This window comes from Desulfosporosinus sp. BICA1-9 (assembly GCF_000802135.1).
The window spans coordinates 1-23253 of sequence record NZ_JUEE01000106.1 but is presented as its reverse complement, the minus strand read 5'-3'; the positions used below and the strand labels follow the sequence as shown (position 1 = coordinate 23253).

The window sequence follows — 23253 nt, the reverse complement described above, 5'->3', positions numbered from 1 at the left end:
TATAGGTCTCACTTCAAAGACTCACTTCATCAAGTTATAACAGCCCATTTTGTCGATGCTAATAACGCCGTTCTTTAATCTGTAGGTGTGAGAATATTTCTCATCAAAAATGTTAGATCATCAAACTGTTCCAAGACATGCGCTCCAGCTTGACGCAATTTCTCCATTTTTTGAGATGGTTTGCCGGCCCCTCCAGAAATCATCGCCCCAGCATGACCAAAAACGGTACCTTCCGGCATACTTTCTGTAAAGCGCCCAGCAATAAAGCTAAACAACGGTTTGGTGAACCCACCGCTACTAAGCAGCTCTGCTGCTTCTTCTTCAAAATGTGTACCCGGCTCCGAAAAAGTTACGACAGCATCCGTTTCTGGGTCCGCCTGAAAAAGCAACAGTAAATCCTTAATGGAGGTACCAATCAGAGCATCCCCTCCTATGCTAATTGAGGTACTCACCCCAAAACCAGCCCTTTTTACCATCCAAGAGCTTTCCGCCGTCATTCCACCACTGCGGGAAATGACCCCGATCCGGCCAGGTACAAAGCAACGCTCAACCTTGTCTCCACCGATGGCCCCGACTTTCATTCGATCCTTCGGGGTTATCATACCTACGGAATTCGGTCCAATCACTTGGACCCCGGCCTGTTTTGCTCTGGCTAAGAATCTCAGGGCATCTAATTGAGGAACGTTTTCTGTAGCGATGATCACCAGTCTTATACCGGCGGCAATAGCCTCCAAGACAGCATCATAGACAAAGGCCGGCGGTACATAAACGACGGTTGTATTAACGCTATGTACTTGAACTGCTTTCTTTAATGTATTGTAGACAGGTATGCCGTGAACATCTTGCCCTTCTTTTCCCGGGGTTACACCAGCTAAGATTTTAGTTCCATAGTCTAAGCTATGTTTTGTCACCATGGCTGCTTCTCGCCCAGTAATCCCTTGGATAGCTATTCTAGAATTTCCATCGAGTAAAATAGACATTTAGTTCCCCCCTCCTGTCGCCACAAGACCCTTAATTCGTTCAACCATACGCTGAGCTGCTTCTGTAATACTAGCCTCATCTCCATAGTACTCGATACCTGCAGCCGTAAAAATCTCTTTGGCAGCTTCGTCATTCACTCCGGCTTCCCGCACAACGACAGGAAAAGTATGCGGATCCTTACCTAAATCCTGTAACGCCTGGACCACTCCTTTAGCCATGACGTCAACCTGAGTATTATTCGTGATGTTATGCGCTACAAACAAACCACGGACCCCCGGTTTGGAGAGTATCCCTTTGGTGATCCCATAGACTTTCCGTTCGGGGGGATTTCCTCCAACTTCACTATAATTAGCAGGTTTTCCGCCAAAGGATACGAGAGCATCAAAAGAGAGCAAGCTCCCTCCACCACCGCCACATAAAAAGCCAATATCCCCGCCATCCATCTCCGTGTAACGTGCTGTTCCCCGATAGGGATCTGCCTCATTAACCTCGACCATTTGCTTTTCCAGTTCAGTCTGGGGACGCCAGGTGCGTTCACTACCCAACTGGACCATACTCGCTAATTCCGGATGCCGATACATGGCACTATCGTCGATACTCATCACAGAAGCGGCTGCCATAACCTCTCCGGCTTCCGTGAGAACTAAGGGATTGATCTCTAAAATTGAGGCATCCTTCTCTAAAAAAACCCGCACTAAACGCACCAAGGTCTGAGTCGCCAGGGTCAGAGGTTTTCCATTCAGACCTAGATCAGCCCAAATCTCTTTAGCCTCATAATCAGGCATCCCAAAGATTGGATCAATATGACGGGCGATCACTTTTTCCGGATGTTCCCTACTTAAGGTTTCAACATCCACTCCTCCATCAAGACTGGCGATGATCACTGGAGCTTGGGCCTTTTTATCAATAGCAATCGATAGATACCATTCTTTGGCAATGGCTAGCTTTTCTTCGACAAGGACTTTGTCCACTGGGAAATGACTGACAGTCATCGCCAAGAGCTCTTGCGTAAACGAAGCCGCTTCCTCAGGGTTGTCAGCGAATTTAATAGCCCCTGCTTTACCTCTCTTTCCTACCGGAACCAAGGCCTTTAACACGACGGGATATCCGATCTGATCGGCCTTTTCTACAGCTTCCTCCGGGTTACGGGCTACGCCGTTCCTAGGAACTAAAACACGAGCCTCAGCGATAATTTTCTTGCTATAATTTTCAAGTAATTTACCCAAAAATAATTCCCCCCAATATCTTTTTCATAGTTTTAGCGCTTAGACCATTGCTGATACGCCTTCAATACAAGATACATACAAGTTTACCGATCCTCACGATAATGAGATCCTATACTTGTGGATCTTTGCCAAGCTGCATCAACAATCAAGTTCGAGGTAATTACCATCATTTTCTGCTGACAATACTGCAACAAATCTCCATAGGTTCGCAACGGCTGGGAATTCAAGCGATCCGCGATATTTGACAAATCCGCTTTGGCCTGCTGAAGTCCTTTCTTAGAGCGAATAACTCCTACATAAAGCCCCATGGAACACTTCAAATCTTGTTGGGTTTCCGACCATGACGAAGACACTTCCAGACTAAGGGAAAGCTCCGTACTAACCCATTGCCCAAATCTAGTTTCCAGAAACTCCTCCATGAAGAGACGACTCAAAACCCTTGATTTCGGCTGCACGCACTCAGCCGCCGCCCACCTTCCGGCCCGCCGACCAAACAAAGCCGCTTCGGTCAAGGCATTCCCCGCCAGCCGGTTTGCTCCATGCAGACCCCCGGCTGCTTCACCGCAAACCCATAAACCAGGAACCGTACTACGGCATTGTGGATCAATCACAATCCCGCCGAGCATAAAATGCTGAGCGGGTGCCACTTCTATCATCTTTGCACCTTGGAAAGCAGTCCATATATCCTGATAATTTTTGGTCATAACTTCAACGGGAACCGCTGAAAAATCTACATAGACTCCGCCACGATCTGTACCCCGTCCTTCAGCGATTTCCTTAAAGTTCGCTCGTGCCATGACGTCCCTTGTTGCCATATCTGCTTGAGGAGAATAGCGCACCATATAGGCTTCACCAAGGCGATTTCTCAGAACAGCTCCATCCGCGAAAGGTGACGTCGAGATTACCAATCGTGGAGTGGCAACTGTGACAGCAGGATGAAACTGGATAAATTCCATGTCTCGTAGAGTTGCTCCTGCTTGATATCCGAGGGCGTAACTGTCTCCACACACATCTCGAGCATTCGTACTTAGTTGGAAGAGACCTCCAGCCCCTCCCCCTGCTAAGACTACTGAGCCAGCATGTACTATGCAAACCGCTGCCTCCTTTTTGTCCAACCCAATAGCCCCGCATACTCGACCACTATCCAGTAATAAGCTGATAATTACTATATTCTCCATAAACTCGACGCCAAGTGCTTTGGCCCTGTCCGCTAAAGGTACAGATAAGCCCAGTCCCATGGTGTGAGGCGATTTCGATACCCCTACTGCCCGAACGATACGAAAGCGAGAATGACCCGGAGAACCCTTAATCAGGAGATCATCCTTGTCCTTTTGGAACTGAACACCCTGTTCCATCAACCAAGTAATTGCCTCTAGCGCTTCAGTGGCTAGTGCTTGGACTAAATCCCGATCATTGAGGTTACCCCCTCCAGTCAGAGTATCTTCAATAAATCTCTCGACTGAATCATCTGTTCGAAGGCCATCCCAGACAACGGAAATATTATTTTGAGTCAGCACAGTGTTTCCGGAACGCCCAGCCTTTCCTTTACTAACCAAGGAAACCTTTAGTCCCTTGCCAGCAGCTTCTACCGCAGCGCTTAACCCTGCCAAACCACCACCGATAATCAAAACATCGGTCGAAAATTGATGCAGTTCCATACCATCGGTCCTTTCATAGGGATGCTTATCCAATTTTTATGACTCCCTCTTCTTCTGGTTCTTCACTTATTAAGCCAAGCCTTGATCCCATAAAGCATGGTAGCTCGGTTGAGACGAGCGATAGACCGAGTGAGAGGAACTTCCTTTGGACAGACTTTAATACAGTTTTGAGCGTTGCCACAATCGGCAATCCCTCCTTCATTCATCAAAGCCTCCAGTCTCCTCTCTCTTTGCAAAGCTCCTGTTGGATGAGAATTCATCAGATCTACCTGGGCAATCGGCGCAGGACCCATAAATTTCGATTTAGAGTTGACATTAGGGCAGGATTCCATACAACAACCGCAAGTCATACATTTAGAAAGAGCATATGCCTGCTCCTGAACCTGCGGAGAAACCCTGGGTCCAGGGCCCATGTCATGTGTGCCATCAATCTCTATCCAAGCCTTTACTTTGCGCAGGTTATCAAACATAACCTGGCGATTCACGACAAGGTCTTGAACCAACGGAAACTTGCTGAGGGGAGCCAGATGAATGGGTTGGGTCAGCCGATCGACTAAAGCGGAACAGGCCTGACGGGCTTGACCATTGATCACCATAGTACAGGCACCACAGACTTCCTCAAGACAGTTACACTCCCAAGCCACAGGGGTTGTGACCTCGCCCTTGGCATTGACCGGGTTTTTCTGGATTTCCATCAAGGCTGCTACCACATTCATTTTCGGGAAATAAGGAATTAAAAATTCCTCGTTGTAGGGATTCGACTGAGGATTGGCTTGACGTTTAATCACTAATTTAATATCTTTCCTATCCTTAGACATCTACACGATCACCTCTTTCGCTACATCGTAGCGTCGCTTGCGTGGTTTTATGAAGCTAATGTCCACAGGATCATAACTAAAACTTGGGCCATCCCCCGTCCAGGCTGCTTTGGTGGTTTTAAGCCAATTTTCATCATCGCGCTCCGGATAATCCGGTTTATAATGAGCACCCCGACTTTCGTTGCGGTGATAGGCTCCTAGGGTAATTACCCGAGCTAAAGAAAGCATACCCCACAGGCGGCGCGTAAACGGAACAATCTGGTTACCCCAGGCAGCACCGTTGCCTACCCCAATATTTTTATATCGTTCCATCAGTTCTTGGATCTTTTGGTCGGTAGCTAACAATCCGTCGTTATTGCGAACGACTGTGACATTGTCCACCATCCACTCCCCAAGTTCTTGATGCAATTTGTAGGGATTTTCCTGACCCTGCATCCCAAACAAAGCCTTCTGTTTAGCCATCTCTTGATCTTTGGCTCCTTCAAAAAGGGCTGTCGGCAAGTCAGTGTAACGTTGCTTAAGTCCCTGGCTATACTCAAAGGCCTTAGGCCCAACGACCATACCGGCATATAAAGCAGCCACTAAAGAGTTGCCCCCTAAGCGATTGGCACCATGGTATTGATACTCACACTCTCCCGCTGCAAATAAGCCCGGTATGTTGGTCATTTGGTTATAATCCACCCAGAGCCCGCCCATTGAATAATGCACCGCCGGAAAGGTCTGCATCGGTACCTTACGCGGATCATCTCCAATAAACTTCTCGTAAATGTCCACAACCCCGGCTAGTTTGCGATCGATCTCATGGGGATCTAAATGCGTAATATCCAGATAGACTTTGTTTTCTCCCTCCACTCCCAGCTTCATGTCCACACAGACTTTAAAGATGGCCCGCGTGGCAATATCTCGCGGTACCATGTTCCCATAGGCCGGATACCAATCCTCTAAGAAATACCAAGGCTTTCCGTCCTTATAGACCCAGACTCGCCCACCATCTCCCCGGATGGATTCAGACATTAAACGCAATTTATCTCGCCCCGGAATGGCAGAAGGATGGATTTGAACAAATTCCCCATTGGCATAAGTTGCTCCTTGCAGATAGGCAGTGGCGGCAGCAAACCCCGTATTAATGGTTGAGTTCGTACTGCGCACATAAATCATGCCCGGACCTCCTGTGGCCAAAATCACAGCATCCGCCGGAAAGGCTTGGATTTCCAGACTTTTTAAATCCTGCACCACCGCTCCCCTGCAGGTTCCTTCCTCATCACGTACCAAGGAAAGCAATTCCCACTCTTCATAGCGAGTGACCAACCCTTCATCCTCATAGCGACGGACCTGTTCATCCAGCGCGTAGATCAATTGCTGACCGGTGGTAGCCCCGGCAAAAACAGTACGCGAGTATTTGGCGCCGCCTAAGCGGCGCACGTCCAGAAATCCTTCCGGAGTTCGGTTAAACTGTACCCCCATCCGATCCATTAAATAAATAATGCTCGGAGCAGCTTCGATCATATTTTTCACCGGAGTTTGGTTAGCCAGGAAATCCCCACCGTAAATCGTGTCGTCAAAATGTTCCCAGGTAGAGTCTCCTTCTCCTTTTGTGTTGACAGCAGCATTGATGCCCCCTTGAGCGCATACTGAGTGAGAACGTTTACAGGGAACCAACGAAAATAGATCGACTTTTTGACCGCGCTCAGCTAGCTTGATCACTGACATTAGGCCGGCCAGGCCGCCCCCGATGACAATTACCTTTCCGCTCATCTCCGACCCTCCCCTAAATGAAGGCTAGCAGGGCATTAATCCCTACAGCCGTCAGAATTACAAATACCGCAAAGCATGCATAAGCCGCAGTTCTTTGAGCCTGTTCCCCCACAGTAACCCCCCAGGATACTAGAAATGACCACAAACCGTTGGCAAAATGGCCAAATGAAGCAAGCAGACCAAACAAGTAAAGAATAAGTATTAAAGGTTGGTTCAAGGCTGTGCTCACGAACTCGAAGTCCATGTTACGGTTGATTAAACCTTCCGAAAAGCGCAATACGACGACATGCCAGGTCACAAACAACATAGTAATGAGGGCCGATACTCTTTGCAGGTAAAATAGCCAGTTGCGAAAATAGCGATAGTTCTCAAGATTGTTTCTGGTTAGGTAAACAATCCATATTCCATAAAGCGCATGATACAGAATTGGGATAAAGATGACAACCAGCTCTAAGAACCACAAGTAGGGTATACTGTGCAAGAGAGAAACCCCACGGTTAAAATCCCCTTGACCTAAAGTGGCCAGCGAATTAATAAACATATGGACCATTAGAAAAATGCCCAGAGGGATTATCCCGGATAAGGAGTGAAGTTTACGCCAGAAGAATGAATGTGCCACCTTAATCCTCCTTTCCTTTGCCTAATAAGCCGGAGAGGTTGGTGATATCTTCTAATTGACGGATTGCAGCCACCAACATTTCAACTCGTGGGACTCCGAAGTGTGAACTTGCCAGTTCTCGGAATTTATGCTCTAATTCGGCTTGGCTGATGGGATTCTCCGGATCACCGGCAGGGTAATCTGTGCGCTGAGTGTAAATCTGTCCAGCCAAGTCTGTAATTTCAACGATCGCTGGCCACTTAGCGGGATAAAGTGCTGTGACCTCCTGATCAGCGATCAGCTCGACACGACTCATCAGAGTCCGAATCGACGGGTCGACTAAGGTAAGTTCGTTAAAATCTCTTAAGCCCGCTTTTCGTTGTTTAGCAGCAAGGGCGACACAGAATGGTAAACTGAATTTGGCGGCGTATAACGTATCTGGCTGGTAATTACCGGTTAGATCAAGGGCTATAGGATAAGTCCTAACGATGATCTTAGCAATTTGTGCCGGTGTTAAGCCATGCTTTTTCACCAGATCCAAAACCAGGTCAATAGCATGGTGGGTATGGCGACAAGAGGCATGGATTTTAATACAGTTTTCGACGATTTTATAGCTTTGCCCAAGACCATTGGTTATTTTGCTGAGGTCGTACTCCTTGGCTGTGGCTCGAACAAACCCTTTTTCCCCTTCAAGAATCCGACTTGCCCCAGTAAAACCTTGCCGAGCTAGCAGCGCTGCCAAAAGGCCATTCAGAGCTGCTTTACCCGGGTGAAGATGTTTGCTCATAGCACCATCCGCCAAAAACTCCCATAAACCTGCCGCCTGGGTACCTGCAGTCCCTAAGGTATGGACCAATTGTTCCTCGCTTAGTCCTAATATCTTGCCTGCTGCTGCCGCAGCTCCAAAGGTACCCACTGTAGCTGTAGTATGCCAGTAATAGTAGTGAGCAGGGGTAACTGCTTCCCCTATTCGAATAGCCACCTCATAGCCAGCAACGATCCCCTCAATCAGTTCACGACCACCCGCTCCAATTTTCTCGACTGCTGCTAGAGCCGCTGGAATGATAGGCGCTCCTGCATGAATAATCGAGGCCTTATGGACATCGTCTAACTCCACAATGTGAGAAATTGCCCCATTGACCATAGCCGCTAGGATGGAAGATGTTTTCTCCCCTGTGCTGATAAGGGTTGCCTCTTCTTTCCCTCCTAGCTCCTCGACTATCGATAACACGATACGTCCTGGCTCTCGTTGGGCACCGGCAGCCGCAGAACCAAGCCAATCTAGAAAAGCATTCTTTGTAGCCAAGACCACCTCATCCGGCAAAGATTCAAAGTTAAGTTGCTTAATAAATCGTGCTAGTTCCAGAGAAATACCCAATTTGCTCTCCCTCTTTTCGCGAATTTTCTTATTATTTAGAAATATAATATGCAAATTCTGTGCCATCTCAAAAAAACAGAAACACCCCTAATAAAGAGGTGTTTCTGTTTAATATTTGAACGTTATCCAAGAATTGTTCACTTTTTGTACGTGATATCCGGTTCAATCCCCTCTGTTTGTTTATATTTAGAACGTTTAGGCATCATTTAAATAACTCTTCAAGATTCATACAAAAGCCCTGCAAAACCTCTGAATGAGCTATCCCTATTTCCTTCAATACCTCTACCTGATGATACTGCCCTTCCTCATTTAAAACATAGATTTGTACAATACTATAGCCAGCTACGGCTATAGTCCTTAAGTCAGGAATTTTATTTCTTTTTGGTATTCATTAGCATACCAATTGCCATAATCACGCTGAAAATAACAAGGTAGAACAAGACTGCCTTGCCATGGGAATAGAATGCAGCAACGACCATGAAGACACAGGCACAGATAGCAAGGGACGGCATGAGGAACCGTTTAACGAAGTTTAGAGACTTCTCTTTTACCATCATCATAACGAAAATAGGAATATACATCGCATAGATGCTCACAATCGGAAGTTCAGAACTATCAAAACTAAACGAACCGAACCAAGGGACAGCTGTTAGATTTGCACCGAAGAAGTACAGCAGCCACATACCGCTTAGCAGTACACCTAAGATAGAGGAGTTCGTTGGCATATTGGTGTTTTTATCAATGCTTTTAAATACCTTTGGATTAGGGCCCATATCTCTAGCTGCCAAAGAGTAGAAACCACGGGTGCAGCCCATCATCAAACCATTCAACGTTCCCAAACAAGAAATTACAACAAATACGAACAGAACTGTTCCTCCTAGACTGGAGAATACCGTAGAAAAAGCCAGCTTTGCTCCCGCTTCGCCGCCTTCCATCATCACGCTGTTACTCACAGCCCCAGCCAGTCCTACATAGTACAGAATGTATAAGAGCGCAACAAACATTGTTCCAAAAGTAAGTGCCAAGGGCAGATTTCTCTTAGCATCCTTCAATTCAGCATTGATACTGGTGGCAATAATCCATCCTTCGTATGCGAAAGCAGTAGCAACAACTGCTGTGAAAAGCGGGTTGGCACTCGTCACATCAGCAATCGCACCACTCGTGAAATTACTTACTAAGATGCCATTGCTTAGTCCGACGATGATTCCGACAACTGCCATTAGAGCAAGAGGGACAATCTTGATGATCGTCGTCGAGACTTGGAACTTACCGGCAAGCTTTGGTGAAAGCGCGTTTAAAGCAAAGCTCCCGACCAGGAAAAACCCAGAGATCGCCATTGCTTCACTACCCGCAATATCCCATCCCAGCAACACACAAGTGTATCTAGCAGATACCCATGCCAGTACAGAGGTGAGCGTTGGATAATAAATAGCGGCCATGAACCAACCAATAAAATAACCGTACTTACTGCCTAGAGCAACTTCAGCATAATCAACAATACCATTCACTTTCTCATATCGGGTGGCCATCGTTGCGAATACATAGGCACAGACCATCATTATGATTCCGCCAATGCTCCAGGCCAAGATACCCTGTGGAAGATCACCTCCAGTAGCCGTTAAAACCTTCTCCGCTTTGAAAAATACGCCGCTGCCAATGACAATGCCAATAACCATTGCTATAGCAGTTAAAAGTCCGTATTTTTTCTCTAATCCGTTTTCCATCATTCAATCTCCTCGCTAGCTATATATTTTGCTAAAATAAAAACATTTATAACTGTAACATAATGTCCTTTAAAAATAAATACTAGTTAGGACTTATAAAGTGCTATGACTACCTTGTGTTTGCATAACCAGGTTATATTAATATGGTATTTTTCACACTGCCTGAGTCAATAATAAGCTAAGTAAAAGGTATTTAGAGAAATCATTCGAGGAGAAGTTTAAACCTAATCTTATTGTCTGAAAGGGTGCTAAGGTCTACGGCGCGCCCCTTGCGCTGATCATCTGTGCTGACCATAGTGTTTCGTGGAAAAGGCCGCAGGACGGAAAAGATATCGCTGATATTGATGCTAGTATTGTAACGGATCATATGATGTTGCAGGCGACAGAATTGGGTCTGGGGACGTGTTGGATCTGTTATTTCGATGCTAAAGTAATACTAACTGAATTTAATATACCGGACAACTATGAACCAGTAAATATTCTAGCGATTGGGTATGCCGATTCTGAACCACTTTCTCCAGATCGACACATCACATTACGCAAGAATCTTGAAAGCACTGTTTGGTATGAAACCTTCTGACATTCACACATCCATCGACATTCAAAGGGACAGGTAGATTGTTTCTCCATGAAACAAATTGCCTGTCCCTTTGTATCTTCTCCTGCTCTTTCCAACGTACTATCATACAATTTTTTTGATATCCTGTAGCCGCTCTGCACCAAATCGTCGAGATATGGGCGGACCTTAATAATTTTCCCTGTAATTGCAAACAACCCTAATCATTTTACAGCTCCCATTTCATCCAGTAACTTTCTAAGAGACTCATCATCCTGGGATTGCTGCTCTTCCGTATACTCGCCCCAATGCAATCCTCGGCTTTTCAAATCTCCATAAAATCTAACAGTGACCGCCCTGAAAGTTGCGCTGCTTGGGCTAACGAGGCGGCCTTGCTTGCCAAAAGCCCTATAGCAAGAGACAGTCTGATCCTGTCATCCAACGAAGTCCCGACCCCTAAACTATTAACAATTGCCACAAAATCGTTTGGTATGTTCACCTGAACCTTTGATTGTTTCAAAGCCATCAGCATCACTCCCTTTTGTATCAAATTATATACTAACTTAAAAATCATTTATACCCAGACAGGTAAATATTGTATAATTTGTGCTTATTATTTGAGTTCCGATAAGGAGAGTTATGACAATAGAGGGATCTCTTTCATCTTCCATTATCCCTATGGGAGGAAATATGACCCCGAAGGCGAACTTCGAAGGCCTTTTCTGACCCGAGCACCTGTCCCCACCTTTTCACAAGCTAAACAATAAGTTGATAAGTTGGTGTCAGGCACCGAGGTCCGAGGTCTTAAAATAGATAATATGATATGATCTGCCCAAAATCCTGCCATTTATATGCATTAGTCTTTGTAGATTTAAAATCATACAATACGCCATCAATATAGATATCTGCATCGGCTCCGCCAACAAGATATCCGACCTTCCCAAATGTTGGATTATATACAACATCACTCTTTTGAGTTACCAATCCTGAATCAAAGAAATTCTTAAAAAATGTATTGCACATCTGTGCTAAATCATTAAATTGTTCCATATCTAGATTTGTGAGCTCGTTAATATCCTCGGGTATGACTTTAGATCTATAAATCATTTCAAGTTTTGCAAAATACACAGCATATGTGATTAAATTGCTTGTATCAAAATCATACTTATAATTTGACTTAGATAGTTTCTCAAGAAAATCCTCATAAGCCTTCCATTCAATTCGATTACTCACTTTATCAATGAGCATGTCTATTTTTTTGGCTACATCGCTATAAACGAACTCCATAATGTTAGACAAGTATGAGATATAACGTCCTACTAATTTACTGTACTCATCAGGATTGACCCTAAATTCAAGATTGAGTAAGCCTTTCAATGCATTCAAATTCAAGAATGAATTCCAACATTCTTTATCAACTGCCTGCCCAATAAAAAATCTTGCAAGATAATCAAAAGCAATACCTGAAACCCCGCCTTTATCAAGCTTTCTTGCATAGCAGACAAACCGTCTCAAGTGCCGGGGTCACGCAATATGAACCTTTTCTAAGTAAGGCATGAATATCTTTGAATAACGCCATGTGGTCACCTCAATAAATAGACATTTCAAAGCCGTAAACCATTATTTACTAATTTCTTTGTTTATCCCTAGAAATCCTGCAAATTTTAAGAGATCATTTTTTGCTAACCCCAAAATGCCTTATACTTTTTAACGATTCTCCAAACCTTTTAACGATACCTATACTTTTTAACGAAAGGTAGGAATTTTGCCCAAATGGGGGTGCATCTTTTAACGAAAAGGGAGCAGAAAACACAAAAAGCATCGCTTTAATCGATGCTTAATCTGCCCTAAAACGCCGAAAAGCCCAGTATTACTGGACTTTTAATTGTATCAATTATTGAGTACTTATTTGTCTAATAACTCAATAATTGATACAATTAAATTATGCACCCGCTCTTTTTCAAGGGGGGTGCATTAGCTTTTTTGGGGGTGCAAAATCCGAGGGGGTGTATTCAAACGTAATTCCCTCGTGAATTGGGATTGTAATTATCTTAATTTGATACTGCCTGGTAGAAGGAAACTTCAATGCCAAACTTTCAAAAATACTGGCATCCTCAGCTACTGGATCCATTAGTAAGCACCTCTTATTGGAATATTTGTCTTGGCTCCGATAACACCATCTCCTGCCCCGAACTGCCTGCAACTCTTGACGTACTACTAGCAAAATAGACCCAATCAAAAAGAAATACACTCCTAAGTCAAAATCAACGCAGGAATGTATTTACGTGTCTTACTAAAAAATGCTTGTCCTGATAACTCTATTTTTTTCACAATATAGATAGAAATAATTATAAATCTTATAAAAAAAGGCAAACTAAATTCTAAGCAACTTTTTCTAGCAAGGAGCGTTTCAAATTGAATAATAAACAAATAATCGGTCAGTTAAAACAGATATATGAATTAGAAAAATTCCAAATAAATTATTACACATCTCAAATATCTTCGACACAAAATAGCTTACTCGATAAAGCTTTATCTAAAATTATCCAAACTGACAAAGAACATACTGATTTTTTTGTTCATATATTTACAGATGAAAATATTGAAATACCAAAAATCGCAACTACTATAGCAGATATTGCAGGCAGTATCATCGGAGAATCTATGGAATTAACCGGTCAGGCAAATACGTTCAAAATAGGGGTTTCACTAGAAGAAAAAGCTTTAAGTGCTTATTATGAACTTCTAAAAGAAAATGATCTAGAGTCAAAGCTTAAAGATAAATTAATCGATTTCAAACTTGATAAAGAATTTCATATGTTATGGTTGCAACACTATGCCCAATATTTGAAACATAGATCATCTCAAAAAAATTATTTATTATACGAAGGTATCGAAGAACACCCTACAGTTAATTTAAACATGCGGTGGATTTAAATAGTAATAATCATATCAGGTGTTTGAGCATCCTTCTCCATACTTTTAAGTACTAACAGCTTGTTTCAACACTTAACCAAGATGTTGTGGGGATGCGGCGGGAATACGCGGTATGTTGATAAAACCAGATTCTGAGAAATGGGGAGTTTAAGTGGGGAGAGGAACTAAAAGAAATCTTAAGTGTGATTGTGGGAGTGGGGGAAAATATAAAAAATGTTTAGGATATCAAAAACTTCGTAAAAGGATGATGGCTTTATGAGCATCCATGAGTGCTGCACAGATCCGACTGAGCGAGCCATCATCCATGACTGGGATACCAGTCACCTGTCATACTAGCTAGACTTTGCCCCGGTAGATTCTTCGAATACTTTCGACATTTAGCACCCCCAAATTCTAGCATCTGCGTCCGAGAACAAAAACTGCCAGAGTTCTAAAACATCTCTGGCAGTTAACAATTCATCAATACTGATAGGATCGATTTCTAAGTCCTGTTAATATGTGAATCATTGGCACTCAGTCTTTCTGCATTGTTAGCCAACATGGCATCAATTGGATTTAAGAATTGTTCATCTAGTTCCCATTTCGGTTTTTGGCCGGATTCCATTTCCATACTTGTTCTGATTAATTGAATCATATCCTCCAGAGTAGCCTGTCTTGGATTAGTCAGGCCGGCTACATCCTTTGAAGCATTTTCGGCCATGAGGCCGACATTTTCTTCTTTTGCGCCCAGCTCACTAAGATCAGAGGGAATTCCTAGTTCGGCATTGAGTTCATTAATGGCGGCCAGGACAGTTTCCACTGCGTCATCTTCCGTAATATCTTCTTCCCCCATGGCTATGGCTATATCCATAAATCGTTCAACGGGTACCGCCGGAGCGTTAAATTTAAGGACATAAGGGATCAATGCTCCAGTAATTAAACCATGATGCCTGTTGGAAAACCCGCCAATTTGATGGGCTATGGCATGAATATATCCTACCCCGGCGTTATTAAAGGACATTCCGGCCATGAATTCAGCGTACATCATTTTCTCTCTGGCTTCTGTGTCGTTGCCGTTGGCAGCGGCTTTTCTTAAATAGTTAAAAACCAGTTTAATGGCTCCCAGAGCCAGAGCGTCCGTAACGGGCGTGGCTTTAAAAGAAACATAAGCTTCAATGGCATGTGCTAACACGTCAATACCTGAAGAAATCGTTACTTCCCTAGGCATGGTAGTCATTAAGGAAGGGTCGTTGACCGTTAAGGTAGCGAGCATCTGCGGGTCCACGATGTCCATTTTTACCTTTCGTGATTCATCAGAGATAATATCAAAAATTGTCACTTCTGCGCCGGAGCCGGAAGTAGTATTTATGGCGACCCAGGGGAGGATAGCCTTGGGAACCTTGCTTAATCCCTCATAATCAGCAATTTTGCCTCCGTTTGCCGCCAACAGGGCTATGCTTCGCGCGCAATCATGATTGGTGCCCCCGCCTACCGAGATTATAAAGTCAAAATCTTTTCTGAGAAGATTGCCCTTTTTGAGGTGGTCTAAACCATTTTCGACAAATGAAATAGTCGGGTTGGGATGTTCTACTCCGTCAAAAATGCTGTAGGTTATACCTGCATCCTTCAAAATGAGTTCTACTTTTCCCACATGACCTAAATTGACCAAGTTTTTATCGGTAACAATGAGTGCTTTTTTGTATCCTTTGGCATGTAATTCTTGGCCAAAATTATTCAGGCATCCTGTTCCCATGAGGTTAATGCTGGGCATATAAAAATAGGTTGGTTTTTGCATGAAAACTAATCCTCCTTTATTTTCAACTAAGGCCTGTAGACAGGTGGTCTAATTAAATAATCCTTGATTTTACCGTATTCGAGATACTCATCATATATCTTCATTTCTTCAACCATAAAAGACATGAACAAATCCCTGAGTTTCGGCGAAGTACTGTGAATAAAGGCCATGGTATGAACCGGTAAAAAGGCCTGAATGCCTCTTAGTATCCGTCTGTAAATCTGCCTGTCCGATATCAGCTCGGAATTTACCGTCTTTTGGGTTTGTTTTGGTGGCCTGAGAGATAAAGGAATGCCATAGTTCAAAAGCTCTTTTTCTAATAACTTGATATGCTTAGTAAGAGTCTTGTTGCCAGAATTAAGGACTAACTTTAAATCATCATCTTTAACGAAGCTGTTTAAAAGATTGGTAACATATATGACGTTATATCTCTGCATCAAATGATTCCAGAGATGGTAAACCTCGCTTACATTTATGGTTCTTTGTTTATCCCTGAGAGACTTGCCCATTTCAGAGATTTTTCCAATGTACTTTAATATCTTCATGATATCAACCTCAATTTTTTTTAATTTTATGGACGATAGACAGGCGGTTGATTTAAAAAGCCTTTTAATTTACCGTATTCAACCAGCATTTCCTGTAATTCCATAGTCAAGAGCAAGTGATTTTTTAAGCCTTTTCTGACGTCAGGGGTGGTACTTTGCATAAAGCCGATGCCAAGAATAGGAAAAAATGCGGCAATAACTTCATAGAACATTTGGAAAATGTCCCTGTCACTAACAGCCTCCAAATGAACTGTCGAACTTACGTCTGCCGGCGGCCTCATGGGAAAAGGCAAATCGTAATCGCGCATTAATGCTTCCATATCATCAATTCCTATGAGAAGGCCTTCTTTGACCTTGTTTTTTATTATTGTTAAATCATTATCTTCAATCATATGTTCAAAAATCTGGATGGTTTCCAAGGCATCCAACTTGGTGACTAAAACATCCCAAATATAAAAAACTTCTACTACATTAATAATTTTTTGTTTTTCCCTGGCTGACTTACCGATATCAGTTACTTTTTGCAATTTATCCATTAAATCTACTATTTTTATCACTCCCTTTTGTTTCTTGCTTTCTTATAATTTCCTGAACGTTATTCTAATATACTCAACTTACGCAGGAAGGATTCAAAATTTATCGTTGACTAAATACTTATACGTGTGATAAATTTAAAGGTTACAAAATTAATAGCAAAACACCCGGGAGATCAGGAGAAGGAAGACAGGTGGTTACGATATCAATCGCTTGGAGGTATGCGGAATGCAGAAGGCCGAAAAAGTATTAGATATCATCGGCGACAGAGGCAATCGAAAGGTGCCGTTATGCTAATGTCGGCTGATAGTGAATCACTGGCGAGCGGAGTGCACAGGAAACTTGCACGCTCCGTTCTGAGAGGGGCATTTGGAAAAGTACTATTTTCGGATAGCAACTCGCTGGGTGCCTACTCTACCGCTCGTACGGTTCGGGAAGGGGCGGGTTACTTTGCTAATCCGCCTATTTCATACTCAAAAATAAAATGCGTTGGTGTGAGAATGTCTATCTTCTCAACCAACGTATTAAATATTTCTTCATCAAACTCTTCAAGCAGCGAGTCCCTGCTATTTAGTGTCTCTAGGATTTCGTCAAACCTTTGTTTCAACCCATCCTTCGATTCGATTACCTTATCAAGCTCCAACCTTTTCTTTCGCACTTCCTCCAGATCTTCAGATATGCTTTTGTATTCCTCGTTTGTTATTATCGGCCCGTAGTCTCTCCGCTAAACGGGTATTCCTCTTTGACGTCTTATTATTTCGAACTGCCATAGCAACGGCCTTCTTCGTACCTACTAGAACAAGAACCTTCTTAGCCCTAGTAACACAAGTGTAGAGAAGATTTCTTTGAAGCATCACGTAGTGCTGCATCGTTAAAGGTGCCACTACGATCATATATTCACTTCCTTGGCTCTTATGGATTGTGGTGGCATAAGCCAAAACGACTTCATCTAGCTCTGTAGCATCGTAATCTACCACGTTCCCATCAAAGTTTAAGGCAAGAGTTCGTTCCTCTGTGTCAATTTTAGAGATACTTCCGATATCTCCGTTAAAAACGTTCTTATCATAGTTGTTTTTAATCTGCATGATCTTATCACCAAGTCTGTAGACCGTGCCACCATATTTAATAGAAGTAGTTGAGGAATTCAGTGCCTCCTGCAAAACCGCATTGAGGTTTGCCGCTCCTGTTTCTCCCCGTTGCATTGGGCACAGAACCTGAATGTCGTTGATAGAGTCAACATTGTAGAAAGAGGGGAGCCTCTTAGTGCAAAGCTCTTTAATCGTTTGGGCAACCTTGGTCGGCTCATCTTCTTCAATAAAAAAGAAATCACTGTTACCCTTCAGTTCAGGAAAGTCTCCCTTATTAATTTTATGAGCATTGGTGATAATGGCACTTCCTTGAGCCTGTCGAAATATTCTTGTGAGCTTAACGACGTTGACGATCCCCGAGTCAATTATGTCGTTCAGTACATTTCCAGCGCCTACCGATGGCAACTGATCAACATCACCAACAAGTATGACCACGGTTTCATTGGATACCGCTTTCAGAAGGTTGTACATCAGGATGGTATCAACCATCGACGTCTCATCGATAATCAGAACATCACACTCCAAAGGGTATTCAGCATTCTTCTTGTAACCTTCAGGTGGCTTGTACTCTAGTAACCGGTGAATCGTTTTCGACTCTAACCCTGTGGTCTCAGACATTCTTTTAGCCGCTCTCCCTGTTGGTGCTGCAAGTAATACTCGTGCTCCCAGTAATTGAAATACCTTGATAATAGCCAGAGTTGTGGTTGTTTTACCCGTTCCAGGTCCACCTGTAAGCACCATGAATTTTGAAGCCGCTGCTGTCTTTACCGCATCCTTTTGCACCTCGTCGTAGCTAATGTCATACTCCTTTTGTATCGTTTCTACAATACTATCCACATTTGTCATTGAGTAGAGAGTATCTACAGCTAGAATAGCCTTCATTCTCTTCGCTATACCCAATTCGCTGTGATAGAAGGGTAGTAAAAAGATGGAATCTCCTTCATCGAGAATGACAGTCTTTTCCTCGATCATCCTAGCAAGAGTTGAATCAACCAGTGATTTCTCAAGTTCTAGGATCTTCTCTGCTTCTTCCAAAAGCTGTTCCCTTGTGCCATAACAATGTCCGTCATTGGAAAGTTCGTTAAGTACATAGACAATCCCCGAGCGACAGCGTTCAAAGGAGTTCTTATTGAAGCCCATCTGTAAGGCAATTTTATCTGCAGTTTTAAAGCCGATCCCCCAGATGTCATCCGCCAGTCTATAGGGATTAGTTTTTACAATTTCAATACTATCATTTCCGTAAGTCTTATATATTTTAACTGCAAAAGCAGTAGATACTCCATTGCTTTGTAAGAATAGCATGACATTCTTAATTTCCTTCTGCTCTTGCCATGCTTTTTTAATCATGTCCACTCGCTTTTGCCCTATGCCCGCAACTTTGACTAAATAGTCTGCTTCCTCCTCCAACACCCTCAAGGTGTCTTCTTGGAAATGTTGAACAATTCTCTTGGCATACACCGGTCCGATGCCTTTTATGAGGCCGCTTCCCAAGTATTTTTGAATACCTGCAACCGTTGCCGGAAGAGTTTCACGATAATCCAGTGCAGCAAACTGCTTCCCAAACTTGCTGTCCATCTTCCATTCGCCCTTAAGCCGAATGATTGATCCAACATTCACAGCAGCTAGGCTTCCCACTACAGTTACGAGGTCAGCATAACCCTTGGATTTTATTTTTATAACACTGAAACCATTATCTTCATTTTCGAAGGTAATTCTCTCAACAACTCCGCTTATGTATTCCATTTTAAGCCCTACCAATCATCTATCAATTATACTAAAGAAAGTTATACCAGTGGAAATGGCTCCGCAGCTTATATGATGTAAATATTGATGGTCGTGTTACGATTTCAAGGATAATTTCTTCCATAATGTAGTTCGACTAATTTTTAATAGACTCACTGCACTGCTTTTATTTCCCCGGCAACGGTGCATAACAGCATCAATCAACTGCAGCTCCATGTCTTCCAAAGTCCCTAACCGTATGATTATATCCTCCCCGACCACCAGATCCTGGATTTGCTCATTTTCACATGTACTAATTGACGACCTTTGGCAAATCATCTTTGACTCGAAAACATCGTTTATAGGTTTAGAAGGCGAATTCGTTAATGAACAAATCGCCAAATCCGATGGCTTAATAGTGGATTCAGGAATCCCATTTACTGGTTCTGAACCGTCAAGTAAATCACGCAGTTCCGGAAAGGAAATTAATAGTTCAGATCGTTCCAGTGGTTCCCCTTCACCTACCAACACCGCATATCGTTCCAGAACATTTTCTAATTGACGCACATTTCCTGGCCAATGATAGTCTTTAATTGCCTGGGCAAATTCCTTGGCTAGAACTGGACGATAGCCAAGCTTAACAGCTAACTTTTCCAGTATAGACTCAATTAGATCCGCAATGTCTTGCTGGCGCTGACGCAACGAGGGTAGATATAAGTTCAATACGTTAAGACGATAATAGAGGTCGGAACGAAACTGACCCGCGTCAACCGCTGCCTGCAAATCCTCATTGCTGGCAGCAATGATCCGGACGTCCACAGGGATTACTCTATCTCCACCGAGGCGACGCACCTCTTTAGTCTGCAACACTCTGAGTAACCCTGCTTGGAGGTTGAGTGACATCTTACCGATTTCATCCAAGAACAAGGTGCCCCCATTAGCGAGTTCAAAAAGTCCAATTTTCCCTCCCTTTTTGGCACCTGTAAAGGCTCCCTCATGGTAGCCAAACAATTCACTTTCCAACAAACTCTCCGGTACGGCAACACAATTTAGGGGGACAAAGGGACCGTTTCTCCTCGGACCATCTGCATGAATGCTTTGAGCGAATAATTCTTTGCCTGTCCCACTTTCTCCCCAAATTAGAACAGTAGCCTCCACTTGGCTAAATCTCTTCGCTTTGGCAATCGTATCTTTCAAGGCTGACCCGACCAAGTCACGAAAGGAAAAATGCGCGACCAAACCCTTAGCTGCACTTGCCTTGCGCTGGTGTTCCTCTTCCCTTTTCTTGACTTGCCTAAATTCAGCGAGTTCCTTCGCCTGGACCAAGGCTCCGGCGACTGTACTACGGCTGGAATAGATCAGTATACCGACCATCCCAAAGGCGTTTGCCAAGCGTAAACCCCAGTGACCGCCGCCCACCACAACTTCACAACCATCATGATGCGCTTTTTCCATCTGGAGGGATAATTCATTCATTGTCCGATACGGATAATACTTTATCTCTTGTCCAAGCATAGAACGGACCTGAGACAAAAACCCCTGATCATTCAAGCTGGGATGGTTCAAATATCCGATCTGTCGGCTGACAGTCAGTGCTTTCGCCAAGGCTTGAAAAATATCAAACTCACTTGGTGCCAGAGTCACGATTGGCAATGAAACGTTTTGTCGCAAAAGTTCCGCCGTAGCTCCTCTACTCACAATCACTTCTGGATTCGACGTTTCCAGGTAATGTCCCACTTCGGCTACAGCCTCTTCCAGCACTGCCTCGATCACGTTGAGCTCAATTTTTAACTGTTTGGCAAGTTCTTCTACTAAAACCGTCAATTCTGGGTATGCAGACGTCACAAGAATTTTGCTCATAAATTGAAGTCCTCTCCAAGATCCTCGTATGTATAATATCTCCAATATTCGACATTCATGATGCTATACCCTGCAACGCCCCTAGAATATAGGCCTTGATCATTCCGAGACGTGCGTCTTATAATTGTCGACGCCAATAATTGGAGTAGATAGCCCCCAGGGGATTATGAGCAAGTACTCTATCTTTAACAACCAGGGTTGTCACCGGTGCTTCAGAATATTTTGTAAAAAGGATATCATGTCCAATACAAAGCCCGACAATAATGTTAAGCTGCGTGCCTAGCTTATTTAGATACTTAACCTGACCGACAGGGTTACAGGCTGCTTCGTAACGCTCCGGCTTAACATTAGGTATTTCATATTCCTTTTTATCAACTCCACATACTTTACAGCATACCGAATGAACTTTAAAATGCTTGCCCAAAATGGCAGAAATTTCTTTGACCTCTTTGCTCAGACCGACACAGAAGCCGATTCCCAGCTTTTGATAACCCATCGCTTCACTAAATTTAATCAATTCCTGTATACGGGTAATCTTCATATAATAGTCTGCCTCTATACGACTAGCTGTGGCTAACATCCGCCTGTTTTCCTCTTCCAGATATTCAGGCTGTTGGTACCCTTGATCGTAGCAACTCTTGCCCTGATAACACACATTGTCAAGCTTGCAGTTCGCACAGTCCATGACTACCCCTCCTTAATTTGAAACAACGATGTTTTCAATCTTTAATTCAGTCTGAGTAATATTCATTATTTTCTGTTAACTTACCACTAGCTTACTTTATGTGTCCTTCATGAGCAATATTTAGGTCATATTGTTAATTAGTGAAACAGAGGGAGATTGGACGACAATATAACATTATAGGAACGATGGGAGCTTGACCACACATCGTCTGGCAGCTGCCAATGGTAGACTATAAATTTTCTTATTGTATTTTTTTAAAAAACTTATAGATTTGTCCCTGATAAAACAGCAGAACAGCCGGAACCAACAAAAAAAGCAGTCTGCCCACAATGGTATTGGCAAAAAGAATCAGCGCTCCCAGCCAGCGGTTCCTGCCGCTGTATACGCCGTGTACGGCCTGTCGTGTCACTATTTTCTCCATAGCCCCGATCTGAGACATAGGGGGATAATTGTCAATATCCACGGTCAATTGGGTTCCTGATTTTGCAATGACCCGTTCTACATAGAGGACATTATTCTCTTCAAAAAGAATGATTTGTCTTTCCTCGATGGGGTACTGGACATCGATTTTCCGAAAATAGGCCAGATCGTTAACCATAATCTCCGGTTCCATGGTACTGGAGCTAAACACAAAGGGGATTACCCCGCGTATGGTGACCTCTTGACCAGGTGTGGAAGCATTGATCAATATAATAAATAGATTGATCACCAGGGCGGCACAGATGAAAACAATCAGGAATGTGGTGGTCACCGTATCAACGATTCTGCCGCGCCATCCCTTCTTAACCTTGCTGCCGATCAATACCATTGTATACTTTGTTTGTGTCATTGCTTCAACCTTCTTTTTCTAGGAGAATCGAGCATAGCTCATTCAGTGACTTCCTTTCCTGATATTATGTCCTAAGGATATGTAAAAAATCAGAGTACCAGGCATTGAAAATGACAAACAAGGCACGAGTACCATGATGGATATATCACCTCAACAATACATTAGATAATTAAGGTTATTTAAGAATTATTGTAAGTGTTCAGTAAACCCTCCATCAACAAGTTAAAACCCTAATAAATGAAGACCGGAATTAATCCGGTCGGGTTAAAATATCTCGAAAGTTTTTGTTGAGGGGATAAATATAGATAGCTTTAATAGGAACTGCATACTCGTAAGTTCGGTCCCGTTTTCCCCGGCCTTGGGTATCGCCAATATAACTCCAATTCGCCGCCTTGTAACAGGTCCCATGAAAGCGATCCTTCTCAACGAACGTTTCGATCAGAACCGGCTTATATGAGTAGATGGTTTGCCAATCTTGGGGTAATTGTCTAACACAAAGTGCTAACACTTTTGAGGCTAGGTTCTTAACTTGAACCCAGGGCAAGATCAGAAACCGCGTATTATTAACGATCCCGTTGAGACGTT

General features: G+C 43.3%; 20 protein-coding genes and 2 pseudogenes. 2 read left to right on the top strand and 20 right to left on the bottom strand.

What is annotated here, in order from left to right; genetic code table 11:
• Positions 1 to 74: 74 nt before the first annotated feature.
• The 8 genes from JL57_RS13605 to JL57_RS13570 form a co-directional block, all read right to left on the bottom strand.
• Positions 75 to 980, bottom strand: coding sequence for a CoA-binding protein (locus JL57_RS13605; RefSeq protein WP_034142589.1), 906 nt, complete (start codon positions 978 to 980; stop codon positions 75 to 77).
• On the bottom strand, positions 981 to 2207 hold the full coding sequence (locus JL57_RS13600) for a succinate--CoA ligase subunit beta (protein ID WP_034142588.1): 1227 nt from the start codon (positions 2205 to 2207) through the stop codon (positions 981 to 983).
• 83 nt (positions 2208 to 2290) lie between these two features.
• Positions 2291 to 3898 carry an FAD-dependent oxidoreductase gene (locus JL57_RS13595; RefSeq protein WP_034142587.1) on the bottom strand — a complete coding sequence of 536 codons (1608 nt, stop codon included), beginning with the start codon at positions 3896 to 3898 and terminating at the stop codon, positions 2291 to 2293.
• A 29-nt stretch (positions 3899 to 3927) separates the two neighbouring features.
• Positions 3928 to 4683 (bottom strand): succinate dehydrogenase iron-sulfur subunit, encoded by a 756-nt coding sequence (sdhB, locus tag JL57_RS13590; protein WP_034142586.1) that lies wholly within the window; start codon positions 4681 to 4683, stop codon positions 3928 to 3930.
• A complete protein-coding gene (gene sdhA / locus JL57_RS13585) occupies positions 4684 to 6438 on the bottom strand; it encodes a succinate dehydrogenase flavoprotein subunit (RefSeq protein ID WP_034142585.1) in 1755 nt (584 codons plus the stop codon).
• Positions 6439 to 6451: 13 nt separating this feature from the next.
• Positions 6452 to 7057 (bottom strand): succinate dehydrogenase, encoded by a 606-nt coding sequence (locus JL57_RS13580; RefSeq protein ID WP_034142584.1) that lies wholly within the window; start codon positions 7055 to 7057, stop codon positions 6452 to 6454.
• A 1-nt stretch (position 7058) separates the two neighbouring features.
• Entirely contained in the window at positions 7059 to 8414 is a 1356-nt protein-coding gene (locus tag JL57_RS13575) for an MmgE/PrpD family protein (RefSeq protein ID WP_034142583.1), read from the bottom strand.
• 371 nt (positions 8415 to 8785) lie between these two features.
• Complete coding sequence (locus JL57_RS13570) at positions 8786 to 10138, bottom strand: APC family permease (protein ID WP_034142582.1); 1353 nt, start codon at positions 10136 to 10138, stop codon at positions 8786 to 8788.
• Positions 10139 to 10379: 241 nt separating this feature from the next.
• Between JL57_RS13570 and JL57_RS34385 the strand changes: the two are divergent.
• Positions 10380 to 10718 (top strand): annotated as a pseudogene (locus JL57_RS34385) (nitroreductase family protein); the annotation flags it as partial.
• Here the strand turns inward: JL57_RS34385 and JL57_RS36405 are convergent.
• From JL57_RS36405 to JL57_RS13560, 3 genes are all read right to left on the bottom strand, one after another.
• Positions 10601 to 10912, bottom strand: coding sequence for a DUF3368 domain-containing protein (locus tag JL57_RS36405; RefSeq protein ID WP_366557022.1), 312 nt, complete (start codon positions 10910 to 10912; stop codon positions 10601 to 10603). The pseudogene JL57_RS34385 and the gene JL57_RS36405 overlap by 118 nt on opposite strands.
• Before the next feature lie 107 nt (positions 10913 to 11019).
• Positions 11020 to 11220: a hypothetical protein gene (locus tag JL57_RS13565; RefSeq protein WP_291300071.1), complete on the bottom strand. Its 201-nt coding sequence runs from the start codon at positions 11218 to 11220 to the stop codon at positions 11020 to 11022.
• Positions 11221 to 11498: 278 nt separating this feature from the next.
• Entirely contained in the window at positions 11499 to 12209 is a 711-nt protein-coding gene (locus tag JL57_RS13560) for a hypothetical protein (protein ID WP_034142581.1), read from the bottom strand.
• 900 nt (positions 12210 to 13109) lie between these two features.
• Between JL57_RS13560 and JL57_RS13555 the strand changes: the two genes are divergently transcribed.
• The gene (locus JL57_RS13555; RefSeq protein WP_034142580.1) at positions 13110 to 13631 is read left to right on the top strand and encodes a hypothetical protein; all 522 of its coding nucleotides are present in this window, start codon (positions 13110 to 13112) and stop codon (positions 13629 to 13631) included.
• A 481-nt stretch (positions 13632 to 14112) separates the two neighbouring features.
• On the opposite strand, the gene JL57_RS13550 is transcribed toward JL57_RS13555, so the two are convergent.
• The 9 genes and pseudogenes from JL57_RS13550 to JL57_RS13510 form a co-directional block, all read right to left on the bottom strand.
• On the bottom strand, positions 14113 to 15405 hold the full coding sequence (locus tag JL57_RS13550) for an iron-containing alcohol dehydrogenase (protein ID WP_034142579.1): 1293 nt from the start codon (positions 15403 to 15405) through the stop codon (positions 14113 to 14115).
• A 26-nt stretch (positions 15406 to 15431) separates the two neighbouring features.
• Entirely contained in the window at positions 15432 to 15950 is a 519-nt protein-coding gene (locus tag JL57_RS13545) for a DUF3231 family protein (RefSeq protein WP_034142578.1), read from the bottom strand.
• A 26-nt stretch (positions 15951 to 15976) separates the two neighbouring features.
• Positions 15977 to 16507: a DUF3231 family protein gene (locus tag JL57_RS13540; RefSeq protein ID WP_291300070.1), complete on the bottom strand. Its 531-nt coding sequence runs from the start codon at positions 16505 to 16507 to the stop codon at positions 15977 to 15979.
• A 422-nt stretch (positions 16508 to 16929) separates the two neighbouring features.
• On the bottom strand, positions 16930 to 17142 hold the full coding sequence (locus JL57_RS13535; protein WP_034142576.1) for a hypothetical protein: 213 nt from the start codon (positions 17140 to 17142) through the stop codon (positions 16930 to 16932).
• A 13-nt stretch (positions 17143 to 17155) separates the two neighbouring features.
• Positions 17156 to 19315, bottom strand: a complete 2160-nt coding sequence (locus JL57_RS13530) for an ATP-dependent RecD-like DNA helicase (RefSeq protein ID WP_034142575.1) — start codon at positions 19313 to 19315, stop codon at positions 17156 to 17158.
• Between the two features lie 96 nt (positions 19316 to 19411).
• Positions 19412 to 21154, bottom strand: coding sequence for a sigma-54-dependent Fis family transcriptional regulator (locus tag JL57_RS13525; RefSeq protein ID WP_034142574.1), 1743 nt, complete (start codon positions 21152 to 21154; stop codon positions 19412 to 19414).
• 118 nt (positions 21155 to 21272) lie between these two features.
• Entirely contained in the window at positions 21273 to 21839 is a 567-nt protein-coding gene (locus tag JL57_RS13520) for a DUF1847 domain-containing protein (RefSeq protein ID WP_034142573.1), read from the bottom strand.
• Positions 21840 to 22080: 241 nt separating this feature from the next.
• A pseudogene (locus tag JL57_RS13515) lies at positions 22081 to 22554 on the bottom strand (S26 family signal peptidase); the annotation flags it as partial.
• Positions 22555 to 22918: 364 nt separating this feature from the next.
• Positions 22919 to 23253, bottom strand: a 335-nt coding sequence (locus JL57_RS13510) for a Druantia anti-phage system protein DruA (RefSeq protein WP_034141928.1), incomplete at its 5' end; no start/stop codon positions are given.